The organism is Kitasatospora sp. NPDC088160 (genome assembly GCF_044741445.1).
Taxonomy (GTDB): Bacteria; Actinomycetota; Actinomycetes; order Streptomycetales; family Streptomycetaceae; genus Kitasatospora.
In genome coordinates this window covers 256,243-272,078 of record NZ_JBIUSS010000006.1, presented here as the reverse complement: position 1 = coordinate 272,078, position 15,836 = coordinate 256,243, and the positions used below count along the sequence as shown (strand labels likewise).

General features: G+C 73.4%; 14 protein-coding genes. 10 read left to right on the top strand and 4 right to left on the bottom strand.

The genetic code is table 11. The annotated features are described in order from the left end of the window. The first annotated feature begins 105 nt into the window (after positions 1–105). From ACIOGZ_RS11710 to ACIOGZ_RS11685, 6 genes are all read left to right on the top strand, one after another. Positions 106–369: a hypothetical protein gene (locus ACIOGZ_RS11710; RefSeq protein ID WP_363586919.1), complete on the top strand. Its 264-nt coding sequence runs from the start codon at positions 106–108 to the stop codon at positions 367–369. A gap of 70 nt (positions 370–439) precedes the next feature. Further along, the gene (gene gndA, locus ACIOGZ_RS11705) at positions 440–1,885 is read left to right on the top strand and encodes an NADP-dependent phosphogluconate dehydrogenase (RefSeq protein WP_400806629.1); all 1,446 of its coding nucleotides are present in this window, start codon (positions 440–442) and stop codon (positions 1,883–1,885) included. Positions 1,886–2,010: 125 nt separating this feature from the next. Continuing rightward, positions 2,011–3,786: an amidohydrolase gene (locus ACIOGZ_RS11700; protein ID WP_400985711.1), complete on the top strand. Its 1,776-nt coding sequence runs from the start codon at positions 2,011–2,013 to the stop codon at positions 3,784–3,786. Between the two features lie 114 nt (positions 3,787–3,900). Then, positions 3,901–4,641 carry an SDR family oxidoreductase gene (locus ACIOGZ_RS11695; RefSeq protein WP_363586922.1) on the top strand — a complete coding sequence of 247 codons (741 nt, stop codon included), beginning with the start codon at positions 3,901–3,903 and terminating at the stop codon, positions 4,639–4,641. A gap of 230 nt (positions 4,642–4,871) precedes the next feature. After that, positions 4,872–5,435, top strand: a complete 564-nt coding sequence (locus tag ACIOGZ_RS11690; protein ID WP_363586923.1) for a hypothetical protein — start codon at positions 4,872–4,874, stop codon at positions 5,433–5,435. Between the two features lie 767 nt (positions 5,436–6,202). Further along, complete coding sequence (locus ACIOGZ_RS11685; RefSeq protein ID WP_400806636.1) at positions 6,203–6,865, top strand: hypothetical protein; 663 nt, start codon at positions 6,203–6,205, stop codon at positions 6,863–6,865. 428 nt (positions 6,866–7,293) lie between these two features. Here ACIOGZ_RS11685 and ACIOGZ_RS11680 read toward each other — a convergent pair whose 3' ends face one another. Next, positions 7,294–8,682, bottom strand: coding sequence for an NAD(P)/FAD-dependent oxidoreductase (locus ACIOGZ_RS11680; protein ID WP_363627665.1), 1,389 nt, complete (start codon positions 8,680–8,682; stop codon positions 7,294–7,296). A gap of 388 nt (positions 8,683–9,070) precedes the next feature. Between ACIOGZ_RS11680 and ACIOGZ_RS11675 the strand changes: the two genes are divergently transcribed. The 3 genes from ACIOGZ_RS11675 to ACIOGZ_RS11665 are packed head-to-tail and all read left to right on the top strand — an operon-like array spanning position 9,071 to position 12,250. Continuing rightward, positions 9,071–9,937 carry a methyltransferase domain-containing protein gene (locus tag ACIOGZ_RS11675; RefSeq protein WP_363586926.1) on the top strand — a complete coding sequence of 289 codons (867 nt, stop codon included), beginning with the start codon at positions 9,071–9,073 and terminating at the stop codon, positions 9,935–9,937. Then, positions 9,934–10,947, top strand: a complete 1,014-nt coding sequence (locus ACIOGZ_RS11670) for a terpene synthase family protein (RefSeq protein ID WP_400806641.1) — start codon at positions 9,934–9,936, stop codon at positions 10,945–10,947. The genes ACIOGZ_RS11675 and ACIOGZ_RS11670 overlap by 4 nt, the downstream gene beginning before the upstream one ends. Continuing rightward, a complete protein-coding gene (locus ACIOGZ_RS11665; RefSeq protein WP_400806643.1) occupies positions 10,931–12,250 on the top strand; it encodes a cytochrome P450 in 1,320 nt (439 codons plus the stop codon). Before ACIOGZ_RS11670 ends, ACIOGZ_RS11665 begins: the two co-directional genes overlap by 17 nt. 57 nt (positions 12,251–12,307) lie before the next feature. Here ACIOGZ_RS11665 and ACIOGZ_RS11660 read toward each other — a convergent pair whose 3' ends face one another. Together ACIOGZ_RS11660 and ACIOGZ_RS11655 are read right to left on the bottom strand one after the other, a co-directional pair. After that, entirely contained in the window at positions 12,308–12,958 is a 651-nt protein-coding gene (locus tag ACIOGZ_RS11660; protein ID WP_363627668.1) for a dihydrofolate reductase family protein, read from the bottom strand. Between the two features lie 121 nt (positions 12,959–13,079). Further along, entirely contained in the window at positions 13,080–13,892 is an 813-nt protein-coding gene (locus ACIOGZ_RS11655) for an EamA family transporter (RefSeq protein ID WP_363586946.1), read from the bottom strand. 138 nt (positions 13,893–14,030) lie between these two features. On the opposite strand from ACIOGZ_RS11655, the gene ACIOGZ_RS11650 reads away from it, so the two are divergent. Then, positions 14,031–14,936: a LysR family transcriptional regulator gene (locus tag ACIOGZ_RS11650; protein ID WP_363586930.1), complete on the top strand. Its 906-nt coding sequence runs from the start codon at positions 14,031–14,033 to the stop codon at positions 14,934–14,936. A gap of 58 nt (positions 14,937–14,994) precedes the next feature. Here ACIOGZ_RS11650 and ACIOGZ_RS11645 read toward each other — a convergent pair whose 3' ends face one another. Continuing rightward, positions 14,995–15,780, bottom strand: a complete 786-nt coding sequence (locus ACIOGZ_RS11645; RefSeq protein WP_400985830.1) for an SMI1/KNR4 family protein — start codon at positions 15,778–15,780, stop codon at positions 14,995–14,997. Positions 15,781–15,836: the final 56 nt, after the last annotated feature.

The following is a 15,836-nucleotide window of genomic DNA, read 5'->3' as shown; positions in this document are numbered from 1 at the left end:
GGACGTCGAGCGGCTGGTGGGGCGGTCGCGGACGCGGATCGGCAGAATCGAGGCGTGGGGGCGGCCCCGGCTGCGCCGCAGGCGGCTACGTGAGAGGACCATGCCATGCCCGACTTCCACCCGAAGCACGATCATCTGATCGTCAAGCCGATCGGGGTTCCGACCCCGCAGGACCCGGAGACGTGGACGGGCGAGGTGGTGGCGGTGGGGCCCGGCCGACAGCTGGGGAGCGGCAAGCCGCACCCGGTGGACGTCAAGGTCGGCGAGAAGATCCTCTTCAACAGGCTCTCCGGTTCGGAGATCCGGGTGGAGGGCGAGGAGTACGTCGAGCTTCCCGAGGACGAGATCCTCGCGCTCTCCGCCGAGTAGTCCCGACAGCCCCGACAGCCCCGAGTCGCTGTACCACCGTGCCCCCGAGACCCCCTTGGAGATTCCCGCCATGACCGAGCAGGCACCGGCCCGGATCGGCGTCACCGGATTGGCCGTGATGGGCCGCAACCTGGCCAGGAACTTCGCCCGCCACGGCTATCGGGTGGCCGTGCACAACCGCACGCTGGCGCGGACCACGGCGCTGCTGGAGGAGTTCGGGCACGAGGGCGAGTTCGTGGCCGCCGAGACCACGGAGAAGTTCGTCGCGGCCCTGGAACGCCCCCGCCTGATCGTGATCATGGTCAAGGCCGGGGCGCCGACCGACGCGGTCATCGACGAGCTGGTGCCGCTGCTCGACGAGGGCGACGTGGTGGTGGACGGCGGGAACGCGCACTTCCTCGACACCAGGAGGCGGGAGGCGGCCCTGCGCCAACGCGGCCTGCACTTCGTGGGCAGCGGCATCTCCGGCGGCGAGCAGGGCGCCCTGGAGGGGCCGAGCATCATGCCCGGCGGCACCCCGGAGGCCTACCGGGTCCTGGGACCGCTGCTGGAGGACATCGCGGCCAAGGTCGACGGCAAGCCCTGCTGCACCCACGTCGGACCGGACGGCGCCGGCCACTTCGTCAAGATGGTCCACAACGGCATCGAGTACGCCGACATGCAGCTCATCGCCGAGGCGTACGACCTGCTGCGGCACGGCGCCGGACTGCAACCCGACGCGATCGCCGAGGTCTTCCGGACCTGGAACGGCGGGCGCCTGGAGTCCTACCTGATCGAGATCACCGCCGAGATCCTCGCCCACACCGATGCGGCGACCGGGAAGCCCTTCGTCGACATCGTGCTGGACCAGGCCGAGCAGAAGGGCACCGGCCGCTGGACGGTGCAGAGCGCGCTGGAGCTCGGCGTGCCCGTCAGCGGGATCGCCGAGGCGGTCTTCGCCCGGGCGCTGTCCGGCAGCGTGCCGCTCCGGCAGGCCGGCCGGGGGCTGCCCGGCCCCACCGAGACCTGGCTCGACAGCGCGGCGGCGGACCGGTTCGCGGAGGACGTCGAGCAGGCGCTGTACGCCTCCAAGATGGTGGCCTACGCCCAGGGCTTCAACCAGATCCAGGCCGGCAGCGCGGAGTACTCCTGGCAGATCGACCCCGGTGAGATGGCCGCGATCTGGCGCGGCGGCTGCATCATCAGGGCCCGGTTCCTGGACCGGATCAGGGCCGCGTACGAGGCCGACCGGGAGCGTCCCACGCTGCTGACCGACGCGCACTTCCGGGAGGCGCTCGGCTCCGCGCAGTCGGCCTGGCGGCGGGTCGTCTCGACGGCGGCCCAACTGGGGGTGCCCGCCCCCGGCTTCGCGACCGCGCTCGCCTACTACGACGGCCTGCGGGCGGAGCGCCTCCCGGCCGCACTCGTGCAGGGACAGCGGGACTTCTTCGGCGCGCACACCTACCACCGTGTCGACCGGGAGGGGACCTTCCACACCCGTTGGGAGCTGGAGAGACGCCCGGAGGAACAGCGCTGAGACACCTGAGACACCCGCAACCACCGTGCGGGAGCGACATACGGACAGACCGGCGCCACAGAAGGTGATTCCGCGGTCACCATGGGTAGGAGCGTGGCGCAAACCCCTACCTCCAGGAGACCCGCATGGCCCAGCAGGCCGACCTCATCCTCCACGGCGGCGAGATCGTCACCGTCGCCGAGAGCACCGGAAGCACCGCGAGCAGCGAAAGTGACGCCCGGCGCCCCGAGGCCGAGGCCGTGGCCGTGGCCGTGGCCGTGGCCGTGGCCGTCAAGGACGGCACGATCGTCTTCGTCGGCCCCCGGCAGGAGGCGCTGGACCAGTGGCGCGGCCCGCACACCGTCGTACGGGACCTCGAGGGCCGCGCCCTGCTGCCCGGCTTCGTCGACGCGCACGGGCACCTCGGCGGCATCGGCCTCCAGGCCACCATCGCCAACCTGCTGGCCGCGCCGGACGGCGACGTCACCGGGCTCGACTCGCTGAAGGACAAGCTGCGCGACTGGGCCGGGAGCACGGTGGGCGCGGACTCCGAGTGGATCGTCGGGTTCGGGTACGACGACGCGATGCTCGCCGAGGGCCGCCACCCCACCCGCGACGACCTCGACGAGGTGTCCACGGACCGCCCGGTGCTCGCCATCCACCAGTCCTTCCACCTCGGCGCGGTGAACAGCCTCGGCCTGGAACGGCTCGGCTACTCGGCCGCCACGCCCGACCCCGAGGGCGGGGTGATCCGGCGGCGCGAACTCGCCGTCCCGCCCGCGCACGGCGAGCCCGACGGGGTCCTGGAGGAGAAGGCGTTCACCCCGGCTTCGGACCTGGCGCTCGCGGGGCTGCCGGAACGGGCACAGCTGATGCTGTTCATCACCGGCGCCGCCACGGCGGCGAGCTTCGGCTTCACCACCGTCCAGGAGGGCGGCACCACCCTCGCCAACCTCAAGGCGCTGCGGGACACGGCCGCCGCCGTGCCGTTCGCGGTCGACGTGGTCGCGTACGTGAAGGCCGGCGAGGCGACCTCCTCCGCACTGGACGACCCGATCGGGGTGAGCGACGAGTACGTGGACGGCGTCCGCGCGGCCGGGGTGAAGCTGGTGCTGGACGGCTCGCCGCAGGGCCGCACGGCGTGGCTCACCGCGCCGTACCTGACGCCGCCGGCCGGTCAGCCCGAGGACTACTGCGGGTACCCGGCGGAGCGGGACGACGCGGTGGTGGCCAAGCAGGTCAGCACGGCGGTCGAGCGGGGCTGGCAGGTCCTGGCGCACGTCAACGGCGACGCGGCGATCGACCAGTTCCTCCGGGCGGTCGAGGCGGCCGGGCCGGGCCGGCGCCCGACCGTGGCCATCCACGCGCAGACCGCCCGCGAGGACCAGGTCGAGGCGTTCGCCCGGCTGGGGATCGTGCCGTCCTTCTTCTCCATGCACACCTACTACTGGGGCGACTGGTACCGCGGGACCGTCCTCGGCGAGGAGCGGGCGGCCGCCATCTCCCCCGCCCGCTGGGCGCTCGACCGCGGCCTGCGCTACACCTCGCACCACGACGCGCCGGTGGCGCTGCCCGACTCGATCGCCGTGCTGTCCAGCCAGGTGACCCGGCGCACCCGAACCGACGGGGTCGTCCTCGGACCGGAGCAGCGGGTGTCGGCCCTGGAGGCGGTCCGCGCGATCACCCTCGACGCCGCCCACCAGTACGGCGAGCAGGACCGCAAGGGCAGCATCGAGGTCGGCAAGCTCGCGGACCTGGTGATCCTCAGTGCCAATCCGCTGACGGTCGACCCGGAGGCGATCCGCGACATCGAGGTCGTCGAGACGATCAAGGCCGGAACGACCGTCCACCCGCCGGCACCCGCCGCCCGGGCCTCCGCGACCCCGGCCACCGCGCCCACCCCGCAGTGGGGCTGCTGCTGAGCGTCCGGAGCCGGGCCGGGGAGCTTCCGACACACGCATTCCGACACGAGACGAGGGCGTAGAGCAATGGTGTCAACCACGCAGCAGGGACGGTTCGCAGGCAAGGCGGCCGTCGTGACCGGTGGGAGCCGCGGGATCGGCGCGGCCGTCGCCCGGCGGTTGGCGGGCGAGGGCGCGGCCGTGGCGATCGGCTACCGGGGCAACCAGGAGGCCGCGGACGCACTGGTGGCCGAACTCGCCGCCGCGGGCGGCCGGGCGATCGCCGTCCGGGCCGACGTCGCGGAGCCGGAGCAGATCGCGGCGCTGATCGAGCGGACGGTGGCCGAGTTCGGGCAGTTGGACGTGGTCGCCTCCTGCGCGGGCATCGAGTACTTCGGCGCACTGGAGACCATCACGCCGGCCGACTTCGACCGGGTCTTCGCGGTGAACACGCGCGGGCAGCTGTTCACCGTGCAGCACGCCGCGCCGCATCTGCGCGAGGGCGGCCGGATCGTGCTGACCTCCTCGGTGAGCGCCGGCAAGGCCGTCTTCCACCACACCTTGTACGCGGCCAGCAAGGCCGCCGTGGAGTCGATGGTCCTGAACCTCTCCGCCGAGCTGGGCACGAGGGGTATCACCGTCAACGCCATCGCCCCGGGCGGGACCGACACGGACATGGCCGCCGAGAGCGCGCCGCACTACGTGCACCCCGACCTGGCCGGCACGCAGGACCTGGCGCGGCTGCTCGGCACGCTGACCGCACTGCGGCGGCTGGCCCGGCCCGAGGAGGTGGCGGCGGGCTACGCCTTCCTCGCCTCCGACGACGCCGCCTACATGACCGGCCGCACCCTCCAACTGGACGGCGGGACGTTCTGAGCGCCCCGCGCGGACCTTCTCCAGGGAACCGGGGCCAACCGACGCGGGCGGGCCGGCGGGGGGTGGCAGGCGGGGGGTCGCAGGCGGGAAGCTGCCGGTGGATCTGCCGATCGGCGGCGCGGCGCGGACCTAACGTTCGGTGCGGCGCCGGACGCAGCGGGGCGGGCGCCGCAGGAATCCCCCGCTGGCTCGTCAACTCCGCTGTCCCCGGAAGGACTTCAAGCCCACCCATGTCCAGACTCCGCTCCCGGGTCGCCGCCCTGGCCGCCCTCGCCACGATCGGGTTCGGCGCCCTCACCACGGGTACCGCCGACGCCGCCCAGGCCGCCGCCCCCGCCGCGGCTCCGACCGCCGTGACCGCCGCGCCGTCCGAGCCCACCCACATCCCGATGAACAGCCTGCTGAACCGCGACCAGGCCTGGTACTCGCCGAACGGCCACATCATGCTGGCCATGCAGGGCGACGGCAACGTCGTCCTGTACCGCGACACCACCCCGATCTGGGTCGCCAAGGGCGCCGTCCCCAACGGCAACGTCCTGGTCATGCAGGGCGACGGCAACCTCGTCGTGTACTCCGCCGCCAACGCCCCGCTGTGGGCCAGCAACACCGGCGGCAACCCCGGCGCCGAACTGGCCGTCTACAACGAGGGCGCGATCGCCGTCCAGCTGAACGGCAAGATCCTGTGGACCAGCGCCCCGTCGACGCCGACCCTGCCCAAGTGCCCGCCGTGGGGCCCGCCCTACCCGGGCCAGGTCACCTGGCCGTGGTGCCCGACCTGGCCCTTCCCGAGCTGACCCCCACCCCGGACGGTCACGCGACCGGCCCGTGCCCCCGCCGCCCGAACGGCGGCAGGGGCGCGGGCCGGTGCCGTGACGGTTGACCGGCGTACCGGCCGGCGGCCGTCCGCGCCTACGCGTCGGGCCCGTGGATGTCCTGGAGCGCGAGCCGCAGCAGCACGTGGTCGGCGACGGAGCGCCAGCCGCTGTCGACGGTCAGCGAGTGCGCACGGTCGGGGAAGTGTTGAGGTCGCTCGTCGCCGTCGAGTCGTCGTACAGCTTGTACACCGAGCGGGTGACACTGTCGGGCACCATGCGGTCCTCCTGGCCGGAGATGAGCAGCAGGGCGCCCGCCGTGCGTTCCCGGTGTCCACCCTCCGGCGCGGGTGTGCCGCGCCGTCCGCACAACGCGTGCAGTCAGGCACCGTGGATGAGGACGACGGGGGTTCGGGTCACGGAACAGTCCCTCCGCGGGGCGTCGGTGGGTACCCGGCACAGGTGTGTGCGGGAGCGGAAGGGACCAGGGTCGTCCATCGGTGCCCACGGCGGAAACAGTCGAATGACGTAACGTCACCGAACAATGTCCCCGACCATGTCGCCGACCGTGCGATGCCCTGTCGGCGCCGCCCCGCCGTGTCGGCGCTCCCTGCCCGCCCGTCGGGGATGGTCGGGAATGGTACTGCACGGCCCCGGGGGAATGCCGCACACTGCCGGCACCCTCCTCCACGGAAGCTCCGGCGTGGGTACCATGCGCAACGTCATCCATTACTAGGGAGTGAACGGTTGTGACCAGCCAACCAGCCAGCACGCTCCGTACGCGGCTCGTCGATCAGGCCGCATCGGATCTGGAAGAGAACCGTCGGCGTCAGCAGGAACTGGCCGAGGAGGCCAGGATGCTGAAGCAGGAGGAAGCCCTCCTGGTCGACATCCTCCGCCTCGCCGAACGGTACGAGGGCCTGTCGGAGCCCGCGCCCCTGCCCGAGCAGGCACAGGACGAGCCCGTGCTCACCGGGGCGAAGCGACGCCGGGCGTCCGCTTCGGCCCCCGCCCGCACACCCGCGCCGCGCTCGCCGCGCTCGGCACGGACGGGAAAGACCGGGAAGACGGGGAAGAGCGGGGCCACGGCGCGGACGGCGCGGACGGTGCGGACGGGGAAGCCGGCACAGGCCGCCGCGGCCGGGACGTCGCGGCAACCCCTGCTCGGAGAGCTCCTGTTGTCCCTGCTCAGCGGTCACGACGAACCGCGCCTGGCGAAGGAGCTGCGGGAGGAACTGCTGGCGAAGCACCCGGACCGCGCCCCCACCCCGCAGGTCGTGCGCAACACCCTGGAGTCGCTCGTGGCCAAGGGGAACATCCAGCGCCACAAGCAGCAGCGGTCCGTGCTGTACACCCTCGCCGAGTCCGGCCGGCACGCGCTCGCGGCGCAGGAGGACGCTCAACGGCCTTGACCTCAACTGCCGTTGAGTACGGGAGGCCCCCGATCCCGGGCTTCTCCTCGCTCGGCGCCCAGGGACGCGTACGTGTGTCCAACGGCCTCGCGTATGACAGTCATGTGTCTCGCCGATGCGGTCACGTGACTGTCATACGTGTGAGAGAGCCGGCCGGATGTCGCTCCATCCGTGCCTCCGGGGCGGGCGCTCTCCGCCGCCCCGTCCTCATCGCGGACCGGCCGTCGCCACCCCCTCGCGCCGGAGCGGACGCTGCCAGCCCGTCGCCCGTGCCGTCTCGGACGCGGCAGGGGCATGCTCCTCCAGCCTGTTCAGGGCGTCCCTGAGGGCAACCCACGTCGTGATGCCCGGCTTGGGGAAGACGCGGTACAGGTGGGCGCTGACGGTACGCGGGGATGCCGCCCGCCGGGGAAAGGGCGTTGGTCGCCTCAGGTCGCGAGGGGCAGGTCCAGGACCCGGCGCGCGGCGCGTTCGCCGGTGGCGAGCGCGGCGTTGGTGGTGCTGTAGGCGAAGTGGTCCCCGGCCAGTTGGACGGGGGAGGCCGGATCCAGGCTCGCGGTGAAGGCGGCGAGGTCCCGGTACCCGCCGGCCGGGCGGGCGAGGACCGCGTTCTCCCAGCGCTGGACGACGGCCATCTCCCGGTGGTCGTCGATGTGGGCGGCCAGACCCGGCATCACCTCGCCCACGGCCGCGCGGGCGTCGGCGATCACCGTGTCGTCGTCGAGGGCCATCCGGGCGGCGTTCCAGTGGTGCCGGAAGACCAGGGTGACCAGGCCCCGGCCGGCGGGGGCCCGGCCGGGGCCGAGGTTGTGCTCGTACAGCGCGACGCACAGGTCCGGGTGCTCCCGGCGCGGCACGGCGACGCCCAGGGCCGTCTCGGCGGGAGGCCGACGCAGCCCGAAGGTGACGTGGACGTCGCTGGTGTACCGGACCCCGTCGAGGTAGCGGCGCTGGTCGTCGTCGAGGGTGGTGACGATCCGGGCCGCGACCGGGGCGGGCACGGCCACGACGCAGGCGCGGGCCCGCTCCGTCCGGACCTCGCCGTCCCGCTCCCACACCACCACGGCGCCGCCCCCGTTCCCGTCCCGGCGGACCTCGGTCACGTGGGCGCCCAGTTCGACACGGGTGCCCGGGGCGCGCATCACGGGGGTGTCGAGGAGGTGTCCGGGGAGGCTCCCGACGCCGCCGTCGAAGGTGAAGCTCGCGGCCCCGAACGTGCCCCACATGATGCAGAAGGCGCCGACGGCGGCGACCTCCTCGGCGGGTACGAGGAACTGGGTGCTGCACAGGGGCTCGATCAGGTAGTCCAGGAGCTCCCGGTCGAGCCTGCGCAGGGCGTGCTCCCGAGCGCTCTCCCCGTCGATCCCGGCGGCGCCGGACATGTCCTCCCAGCGCAGCCGGCGGCGGGCGGCCGCCAGGTCGCGCAGCAGGTTCAGCGCCTTGAACTTGGCGCGCCACCCGAGCAGTCCGGTCCGCAGGAGTCCCGAGGCCTGGACGAGTGAGAGCCGGTGCACCCGGCCCTCGCGCAGCACGCCCAGCTCGTCCGAACACGGGAGCATGCGCGTGGCGAGCCCCGCGTCCTCCAACAGTCGGATCATGGGCGCGTAATTGCGGGAAAGCCAGCTCGCGCCGCGGTCGACGCGATATCGGACGTCTCCGACCGGCACTTCGCGGGTGGACATCCGGCCTCCGACGTGGTCCTCCTTTTCGAACAGAGTGACGTCGCAACCGGCCTGGCGCAGCCGAAAAGCGGCGGCCGCTCCCGCGATTCCGGATCCGACCACGATCACGCGGTCCTCACGGTCCTTTTCGGCCATGTGGCGCCTCCTCGGACATCCCGGTTCCCCGGGTTTCTTTTCGCGTGGGCAGAAACACTCTGGGACGACGCGGAGTTGTCCGTCAACCCCACCGGACCTCCTGCGGCACGACCACCATGGCGCTCCTGCCAGCACCTTGACGCCCCGTTGACACCCGTGGACACCGGTGTTGAGATCGATGCGAATCGAGGGCGGCGGCGGTGCGCCGCCGTCACCGTCGCCGTGTTCACGGCCTCCCACGCCAGAAACCGCGAGAAACCGCGAGAAGCCACAAGAAGCCGCGAGAAGCGAAGCACGAAATCCGGTGCGCCGCACCGAACGGACTGGCGTGTCGCCAGGGGGCGGTACAACGGCACTGATCCAATCGGCGAGGAAAAGGAGGTACCGCATGCGGAAGGAACCGCCGACGGAACGCGAACTCCCGGCGTACGGGGACGAAGTCCTCGCCTTCGCCCACCCCGCGCAAATGGAACGTCTGAACGCCCTGGCCGATTTGTGCGATCCCGCGACGACCGGCGATCTGGCGCGTTGGGAATTACCGGCCGGGGCCCGTTGTCTGGAAATCGGGGCGGGGGCCGGGACCTTGGCCCTGTGGCTCGCCCGCCGTCACCCCGAGGGCGAGGTGACGGCCACCGACACGGACCTCCGCTTCCTCGCGGGCCCGCGCCACCCGGCCCTGCGGGTGCTGCGACACGACGTGCGCACCGAAGGGTTCCCGCCCGACACCTTCGACCTCATCGTCGCCCGCAGTGTCCTGTGCCACCTGCCCGATCGTGCCTCGTTGCCGGGGCGCATGGCGTCCTGGCTGAAGCCGGGCGGCCGCCTGTACATCGAGGACCCCTCGTTCTTCCCCTCCGCCTCCTCCCCCGATCCGGTCGTGCGGCGCCTCGGGGCCGCCGTCACCACCACCCTGGCCACGACGCTCGGCAGCGACGTGGCGGCCTGGGCCCGGTCGTTCCCCGCCCCGCTGCGGGGGCTGGGACTCGGCGAGGTGGGGATGCGGGTCCACTGCCCGACGCTGACGGCGACCAACGCGGCGGGGCGGGCCTGGGCGCTCTCGATCGCCGATCTCCTGCCCGCGATGGCACGCTCCGGCGCCCTCGGGGAGGCGGAAGGCGCCGAGGCGCTGGCCCACCTGCGCCGCCCCGGGTTCGTCGACACGGCGCACGCGATGATCGCCATGTGGGGCGTTCGCCCGGCGCGACGCCAGCCGGAACGACAAATGGCGCGACAACCGAAGGCGGGGGCTGCATGACGATCGACGTGCTCAAGGGCTCCGCGATCCGGGACGTCCCGGCCCGCCACGGCGACCACGCCGGGACCGCCGACGCGCAGACCCTGCGGTGGGTGGAGGCCGCCGGCCTCTGCGAGACGTCGGCGGAGCTGCGCAACCTCGCGCGGATCCGTCCCGGGCTGTTGGCGGCGTGGTGCCATCCGCGGGCCGACCGGTCGGACAGCGCCCTGGTGGCGATGTGGATGGCCTGGCTGTTCCTCCTCGACGACCGGATCGACGAGGGCGACCTGGGGCGTGACGCCGATCGCCTGGAGGAACACCTGCACGAGCCGCTCGGCATCGTCTCGTACGGGTCGGTTCCCACCTCGCCCATGGGGCGGGCCCTCGCGGAGATCGTCGAGCGGGCCTCGGACGCCATGCCCGACGCCTGGGTCCTGAGGTTCCGTCGTCACGTGGCCGACTACCTGTCCGGCTGCGTCTGGCAGGCCGCCCACCGGCAGGCCGGCCACGTCCCGTACCCGGACGGGTTTCCCGCCTGGCGCCGGGCCTTCGGAGCGATCATGCCCTCGTTCGACCTCGTCGAGCGAACGGACGGCTGCTTCCTGCCCCCGTCCCTGTACTACTCCCGCCCCTTCCAGGAACTCCTCGTCGCGGCGGCGGACCTGGTGTGCTGGACCAACGACCTGATGACCGTGGACAAGGAGGCCGCCCAGGGCGACCCCCACAACCTGGTGCTCGTCACCGCCCACCACGGCGGCATGGACCGGCACGCCGCCACCCTCCTCGTGACGGACGCCTTCGAGGACCGCCTGCGCGCCCACGCCCGGGCCCGCCGCGAACTCACCGGCCTCGCCCGCGCGCTCGCCACGCCACCCGCCCTCCGGCGGCAGGCCGACCACTGCGCCGAGGCGCTCCTCGACTGGGCCCGGGGCCACCTGGAATGGGGCCTGAGCACGCCCCGGTACCGCACCGGAACGACAACAACCGCGCCTGCGCCCACGGGAGAGGACCACCATGCCGACACCCCCTGACCCCACCGGCCGCCGCCCGGCCCGGGTGCCGGGCGCCGTCCCGCTCCTCGGGCACGCGATCCGGCTGGCCAGAGCGCCCCTGGCCTTCCTCGACGCCCAACGCCGCTACGGGGACGTGGTCGAGTTCCGCATCGGCCCCCGGCCCGCCTACCTCCTCAACCACCCCGACCTCGTCATGGCCCTGCTGACCGGACCCGGGGGACGCTTCGACCGCGGCGAGATCTTCACCAAGTCCCGCCCCCTGTTCGGAACCGGCATCGCCGTGGCCGACGGCACCCACCACCGGGACCGCCGCCGCGTCGTCCAACCCCTGCTGAGCGCCGCCCGCCTGCCCGGATACCTCGACACCATGGCCGAACTCGCCACCGCCCGGGCCGACTCGTGGCACCACGGCCAACGGATCGACCTCAACGCCGAGATGGCCGAACTGACCCTGAACGTGGTCGCCGCGACCCTCTTCGGCCGTCCGCTCCCCGCCGGCGCCGCCTCCGTCGTCCACCACGCCCTGCCGGTCGTCGTGGCCGGACTGGGCCGCAGGGCCTACGGGCCCGCCGCCGCGTTCCTCGACCGGCTGCCCGGCCCGGAGCGGCGCAGCTACCACACCGCCCTGAACGACCTCCACGGCGTCGTCGACGCCCTCATCGACGCGGACCCGCACAACGCCGCCCTGACGCACCTGTCGGTCGGCGCCGACCGGCGGCAGGTCCACGACGACGTGACCTCCCTGCTGGTCGGCGGCTCCCACACCAGCGGCGCGGCCGCCGCCTGGCTGTTCATCCTCCTCGCCCGCCACCCCGAGCTCCGCCGCCGGGTCCGCGGGGAGGTCCGCCGGGTCGTCGGCGACCGCCCCGTCGAGCCGGCGGACCTCCCCGCGCTCGTGCTCACCCACCGCGTCGTCCAGGAGACCCTCCGGCTCTACCCGCCGATCTGGCTGTTCCCCCGCCGTACGGGCAGTGCGGTGGAACTGGGTGGCCACCGACTCCCGCCCGGGGCCCAGATCTTCTACAGCCCCTACGCCCTGCACCGGGACCCGCGCTGGTACCGCAACCCGGGCGCGTTCGACCCCGACCGCTGGGACCCGCAACGGCACCCCGCTCCCCCGCGCGGCGCCTACCTGCCCTTCGCCGCCGGTGTGCACGGCTGCCCCGGCGGCGACTTCGCCCTGGCGGAGCTCACCCTCCTGACGGCGGCGGTCACGGCCGCCTGGCACGTGGACCCGGTCCCGGGCAGCCGCCCCCGCCCGATGGCGGCGGCCACCCTCGGCCCCGCGCCCCTCACCGCGACCGTGACCGCTCACTCCTGAACCCGCCCCTGAGCGGCTGGTCACCCGGCCGTCGACCTCCCCGCGCGGGCCCTCACGTCACCTCCGCCAGAACAGGTGGTGCGCCACCCCGCTCGGGCTGGGCACCACCTCCAGGTGGAACCGGTCCAGCAGCTCGTCGGGGGACTCCCAGAGCCGTAGCCCGGGGCCGAGTTCCACCGGCGACACCGCCACGTGCAGGGTGTCGACGAGGTCGGCGGCGAGGAACTGCCGGATGGTGCCGACCCCGCCACCGAGCCGGACGTCCTTGCCCTCCGCGGCCTCCCGCGCCCGGGCCAGGACCGTGGCCGGCTCGCCGTCGACGAAGTGGAACGTGGTGTCGGAGAGCGTGAACGACGGACGCTCGTGGTGGGTCATGACGAACACCGGGGTGTGGAACGGGGGTTCGTCACCCCACCAGCCGCGCCACTCGTCGTCCTGCCAGGGCCCGCGCTGGGGCCCGAACTTGTTGCGGCCCATGATCTCGGCACCGATGTTGCGCGCGAAGTCCCGCGTGAAGTAGTCGTCGAGGCCCCGGCTCCCCCCGGGAGCCGTCCGCATGGGCCAGCTCGCCGTGGCCCCGGCCCAGGCGAACAGCTTCTCGGGATGGTCATGGCCGAACGGCCGCTCGAAGCTCTGGTGCTCACCGGCACCGGCACCGACGCCGTCGCTGGAGACGTTGAAGTTCATGACTCTGAGCAGTTGGTCCACGTGTTCCCTCGTCAGGTCTCGTCGTCGCGTCACCGTGCGGCGAGGCGCCGCACATCATGACGTCGCAGCGGACGCGGCCGAATCGACATCGGCCCGAAACTTCTTCTCGGGGTCCTGCTCATCACTCGGGGTTGGTGGGGGCGGTGGTGACGGCGACCGCGTTCGCTCCGACGATCACCAGCATGGCGAGCCAGGCCGCCGCGCCGAGGTGCTGGCCGAGCACGACGAGGCCGATCAGCGCGGCGAAGACCGGGTTGACGCTCATGAACACGCCGAAGAACTGCGTGGGCACCCGCCGCAGCGCCAGCAGATCGGCCAGGAAGGGCACGGCCGAGGACAGCACGCCGGCGGCCAGCGCGCAGGCCAGGGCGGCGGCGGTCGGGGGACGGAGCCACAGCACCACGATCCCGACGGGAAGGTAGAGCACCCCCGAGAGCGCGGCGGCGGCGGCCGAGCCCTCCAGCCCGGGCAGGCGGCGGCCGACGACACGGTTGAGCAGGATGTAGCCGGCCCAGCACACCGCCGCGAGCAGGGCCAGGGCGATGCCCGGGTAGTCGGTGGACGGCGAGGGCCGGGCCAGGACGACCACCGCGGCCGCGGCGGCCACCGCGCACAGGGCGTCGAGGCGCCGGCGCGAGCCGATCAGGGCCACCGCGAGCGGACCGAGGAACTCCAGGGTGACGGCCAGCCCGAGCCCGATGCGGTCGATGGCCGTGTAGAGGGACAGGTTCATCACGGCGAACACCACCGCGAGCCCGAGGACCGGACGCCACTGCGCCGCCGTGAACGACCGCGGCCGCGGCCTGCCGACCGCCCACAGCACCCCGGCGGCCACCCACTGACGGACGGCCACCACACCCGCGGGGCCGATCACCGGGAAGGCGAGCGCCGCCATCGACGCTCCGGCCTGGTTGGACAGGCCGGAGCCCAGCATCAGCGCCACCCCGGCCAGGCGCCCGTCACCCCGGGCGGTAGCGGCGTCGTGAGAACTCTTCAGCACCATGCCCTCCACAGTGGAGCCGACGTAGTCATACGCAAAATGCATTCACCGGCCCATTGATACGCTGGGCGTATGGATGAGCGACGACGAAGTCCCGCCGATCTGGAACTGAAGCACCTGCGCTGCCTGGTCGCCATCATCGACACCGGCAGCTTCACCGACGCCGGCCCCGAGCTGGGCATCTCCCAGGCCGCCGTCTCCCGCAACCTGCACGCCCTGGAACAGTTCCTCGGGGTGCGGCTGCTGCACCGCACCAGCCGCACGATCGCGCCCACGCCGGCCGGCGTGCGGGTCCTCGCCCGCGCCCGCGTCCTGCTCGCCGGCGCCGACGACCTGGTCGAGGAAGCGACCGCCGGCCACGCCCGGCTCCACCTCGGCCACGCCTGGTCCGCCTTCGGCCGCCACACCACCGACTTCCAGCGCCGCTGGCACGAGCGCCACCCCGAGGTCGAGCTGCGCCTCGTCCGCCACAACTCCCCCACCGGCGGGCTGGCCGAAGGCATGTGCGACCTCGCCGTCGTCCGCGCCCCGCTCGACCTGAAGCCCTGGTCACACGCCCTGGTCGGCCACGAACACCGCATCGTCGCACTCGCCTCCGACGACCCGTGGGCCCGCCGGCGCAGCATCCGCCTCGACGAGATCCCCGCCCGCACCCTCGCCATCGACCGCCGAACCGGCACCACCGCCCTGAACCTGTGGCCCGAGGAGCAGCGGCCCGCCGTCATCTACACCCACGACATCGACGACTGGCTCGCCGCCATCGCCACCAGCCGCTGCATCGGCGTCACCCCCCAGGCCACCGCCGCCCAGTACCGCCGCGACGGCATCGTCTACCGCCCCCTGCGCAACGCCGCCCCCGTCCCCGTCCACCTCATCTGGCGCCGCCAGGACCCCCACCCCGCGACCCACGCCGCAGTCGCCCTCGCCATCGACCTCTACCGCGAGAAGCCCGACTCCCCGCCGCCCCCGCGAAAGTGACAGCGGCACCCCAGCAGGGCCGCCTCGCTCTCCCGGGCACACGAGATCCGTGACAGGGCTACGGCAGCGGGCCGAGGTCGCCTTCGACGACGGTCTCCGTGATCAGGGGGCGCTCCCAGAGGGTCAGGAGTTCGTTCGCGAGGGCCATGATCGGGCGCAGGTCGTGATCGCTCGGGGCCTCGATGGCGGCGGCCGACAGGCCGCGCGGGACGGCGCCGGCGTCGAGGAGGCAGCGCCAGTCCTCCGGGGTCAGCTCCAGGAACTCCAGTCCGGTCAGCCGGGCGACCTCCCGGGGGTCGGTGAGCGCCCCGGGGCCGGCGTAGAGGGTGCGGAGCCGGGGCAGCCCGACGAGAGGGTTCAGACTGACCGGTTCGCCGCGCCACCCTCCGAGGGTCAGGACCTCCAGGTCCACGGACGGGGCCGGCCTCGCCCCGGGCACCGGCTCGGGCAGGCGCCGCCACGGCTCGGGCACCGCGCCCTCGACCAGAGTGAGCGCGCCCGGGTGGGCGTTGCCGATGCCCGGGTCGACGGCCGGGCCGTGGTCGAACAGATGGAGCACCGCCTTCCCGCTCGGCGGGATCTCCGCGGCGAAGGCGACATCGCCGATCCCGGCCTCGGTGAGCGCGGCCCGGACGCGGTCGATCGCGTCGTGCGCCTCCTGGTTGTCGGACACCAGCATGGCGCGCCCGGCCTCCGGGAACCGCATCCTCACCGGCACGCTCCACCCCTGCCGGCCGATCAGCCCCGCCACCTCGCCGCCCGGCGCGGCGAGCGCCTGCGCGTGGTCAGCCCGCAGGAGCCGCAGCAGGGGCTCCCAGGTCGCGAAGTCGTGCAGCGAGGACAGCGAGGGCGACGAGGGCGGCAAGGACGACGACGAGGACAACGAGGGCCTCCAGCAGG

Coding starts and splice junctions, on each gene's coding strand:
- ACIOGZ_RS11710 (WP_363586919.1), top strand. CDS start 106: ATGCCCGACTTCCACCCGAAGCACGATCATCTGATCGTCAAGCCGATC.
- gndA (WP_400806629.1), top strand. CDS start 440: ATGACCGAGCAGGCACCGGCCCGGATCGGCGTCACCGGATTGGCCGTG.
- ACIOGZ_RS11700 (WP_400985711.1), top strand. CDS start 2,011: ATGGCCCAGCAGGCCGACCTCATCCTCCACGGCGGCGAGATCGTCACC.
- ACIOGZ_RS11690 (WP_363586923.1), top strand. CDS start 4,872: ATGTCCAGACTCCGCTCCCGGGTCGCCGCCCTGGCCGCCCTCGCCACG.
- ACIOGZ_RS11680 (WP_363627665.1), bottom strand. CDS start 8,682: ATGGCCGAAAAGGACCGTGAGGACCGCGTGATCGTGGTCGGATCCGGA.
- ACIOGZ_RS11675 (WP_363586926.1), top strand. CDS start 9,071: ATGCGGAAGGAACCGCCGACGGAACGCGAACTCCCGGCGTACGGGGAC.
- ACIOGZ_RS11670 (WP_400806641.1), top strand. CDS start 9,934: ATGACGATCGACGTGCTCAAGGGCTCCGCGATCCGGGACGTCCCGGCC.
- ACIOGZ_RS11665 (WP_400806643.1), top strand. CDS start 10,931: ATGCCGACACCCCCTGACCCCACCGGCCGCCGCCCGGCCCGGGTGCCG.
- ACIOGZ_RS11655 (WP_363586946.1), bottom strand. CDS start 13,892: ATGCTGGGCTCCGGCCTGTCCAACCAGGCCGGAGCGTCGATGGCGGCG.
- ACIOGZ_RS11650 (WP_363586930.1), top strand. CDS start 14,031: ATGGATGAGCGACGACGAAGTCCCGCCGATCTGGAACTGAAGCACCTG.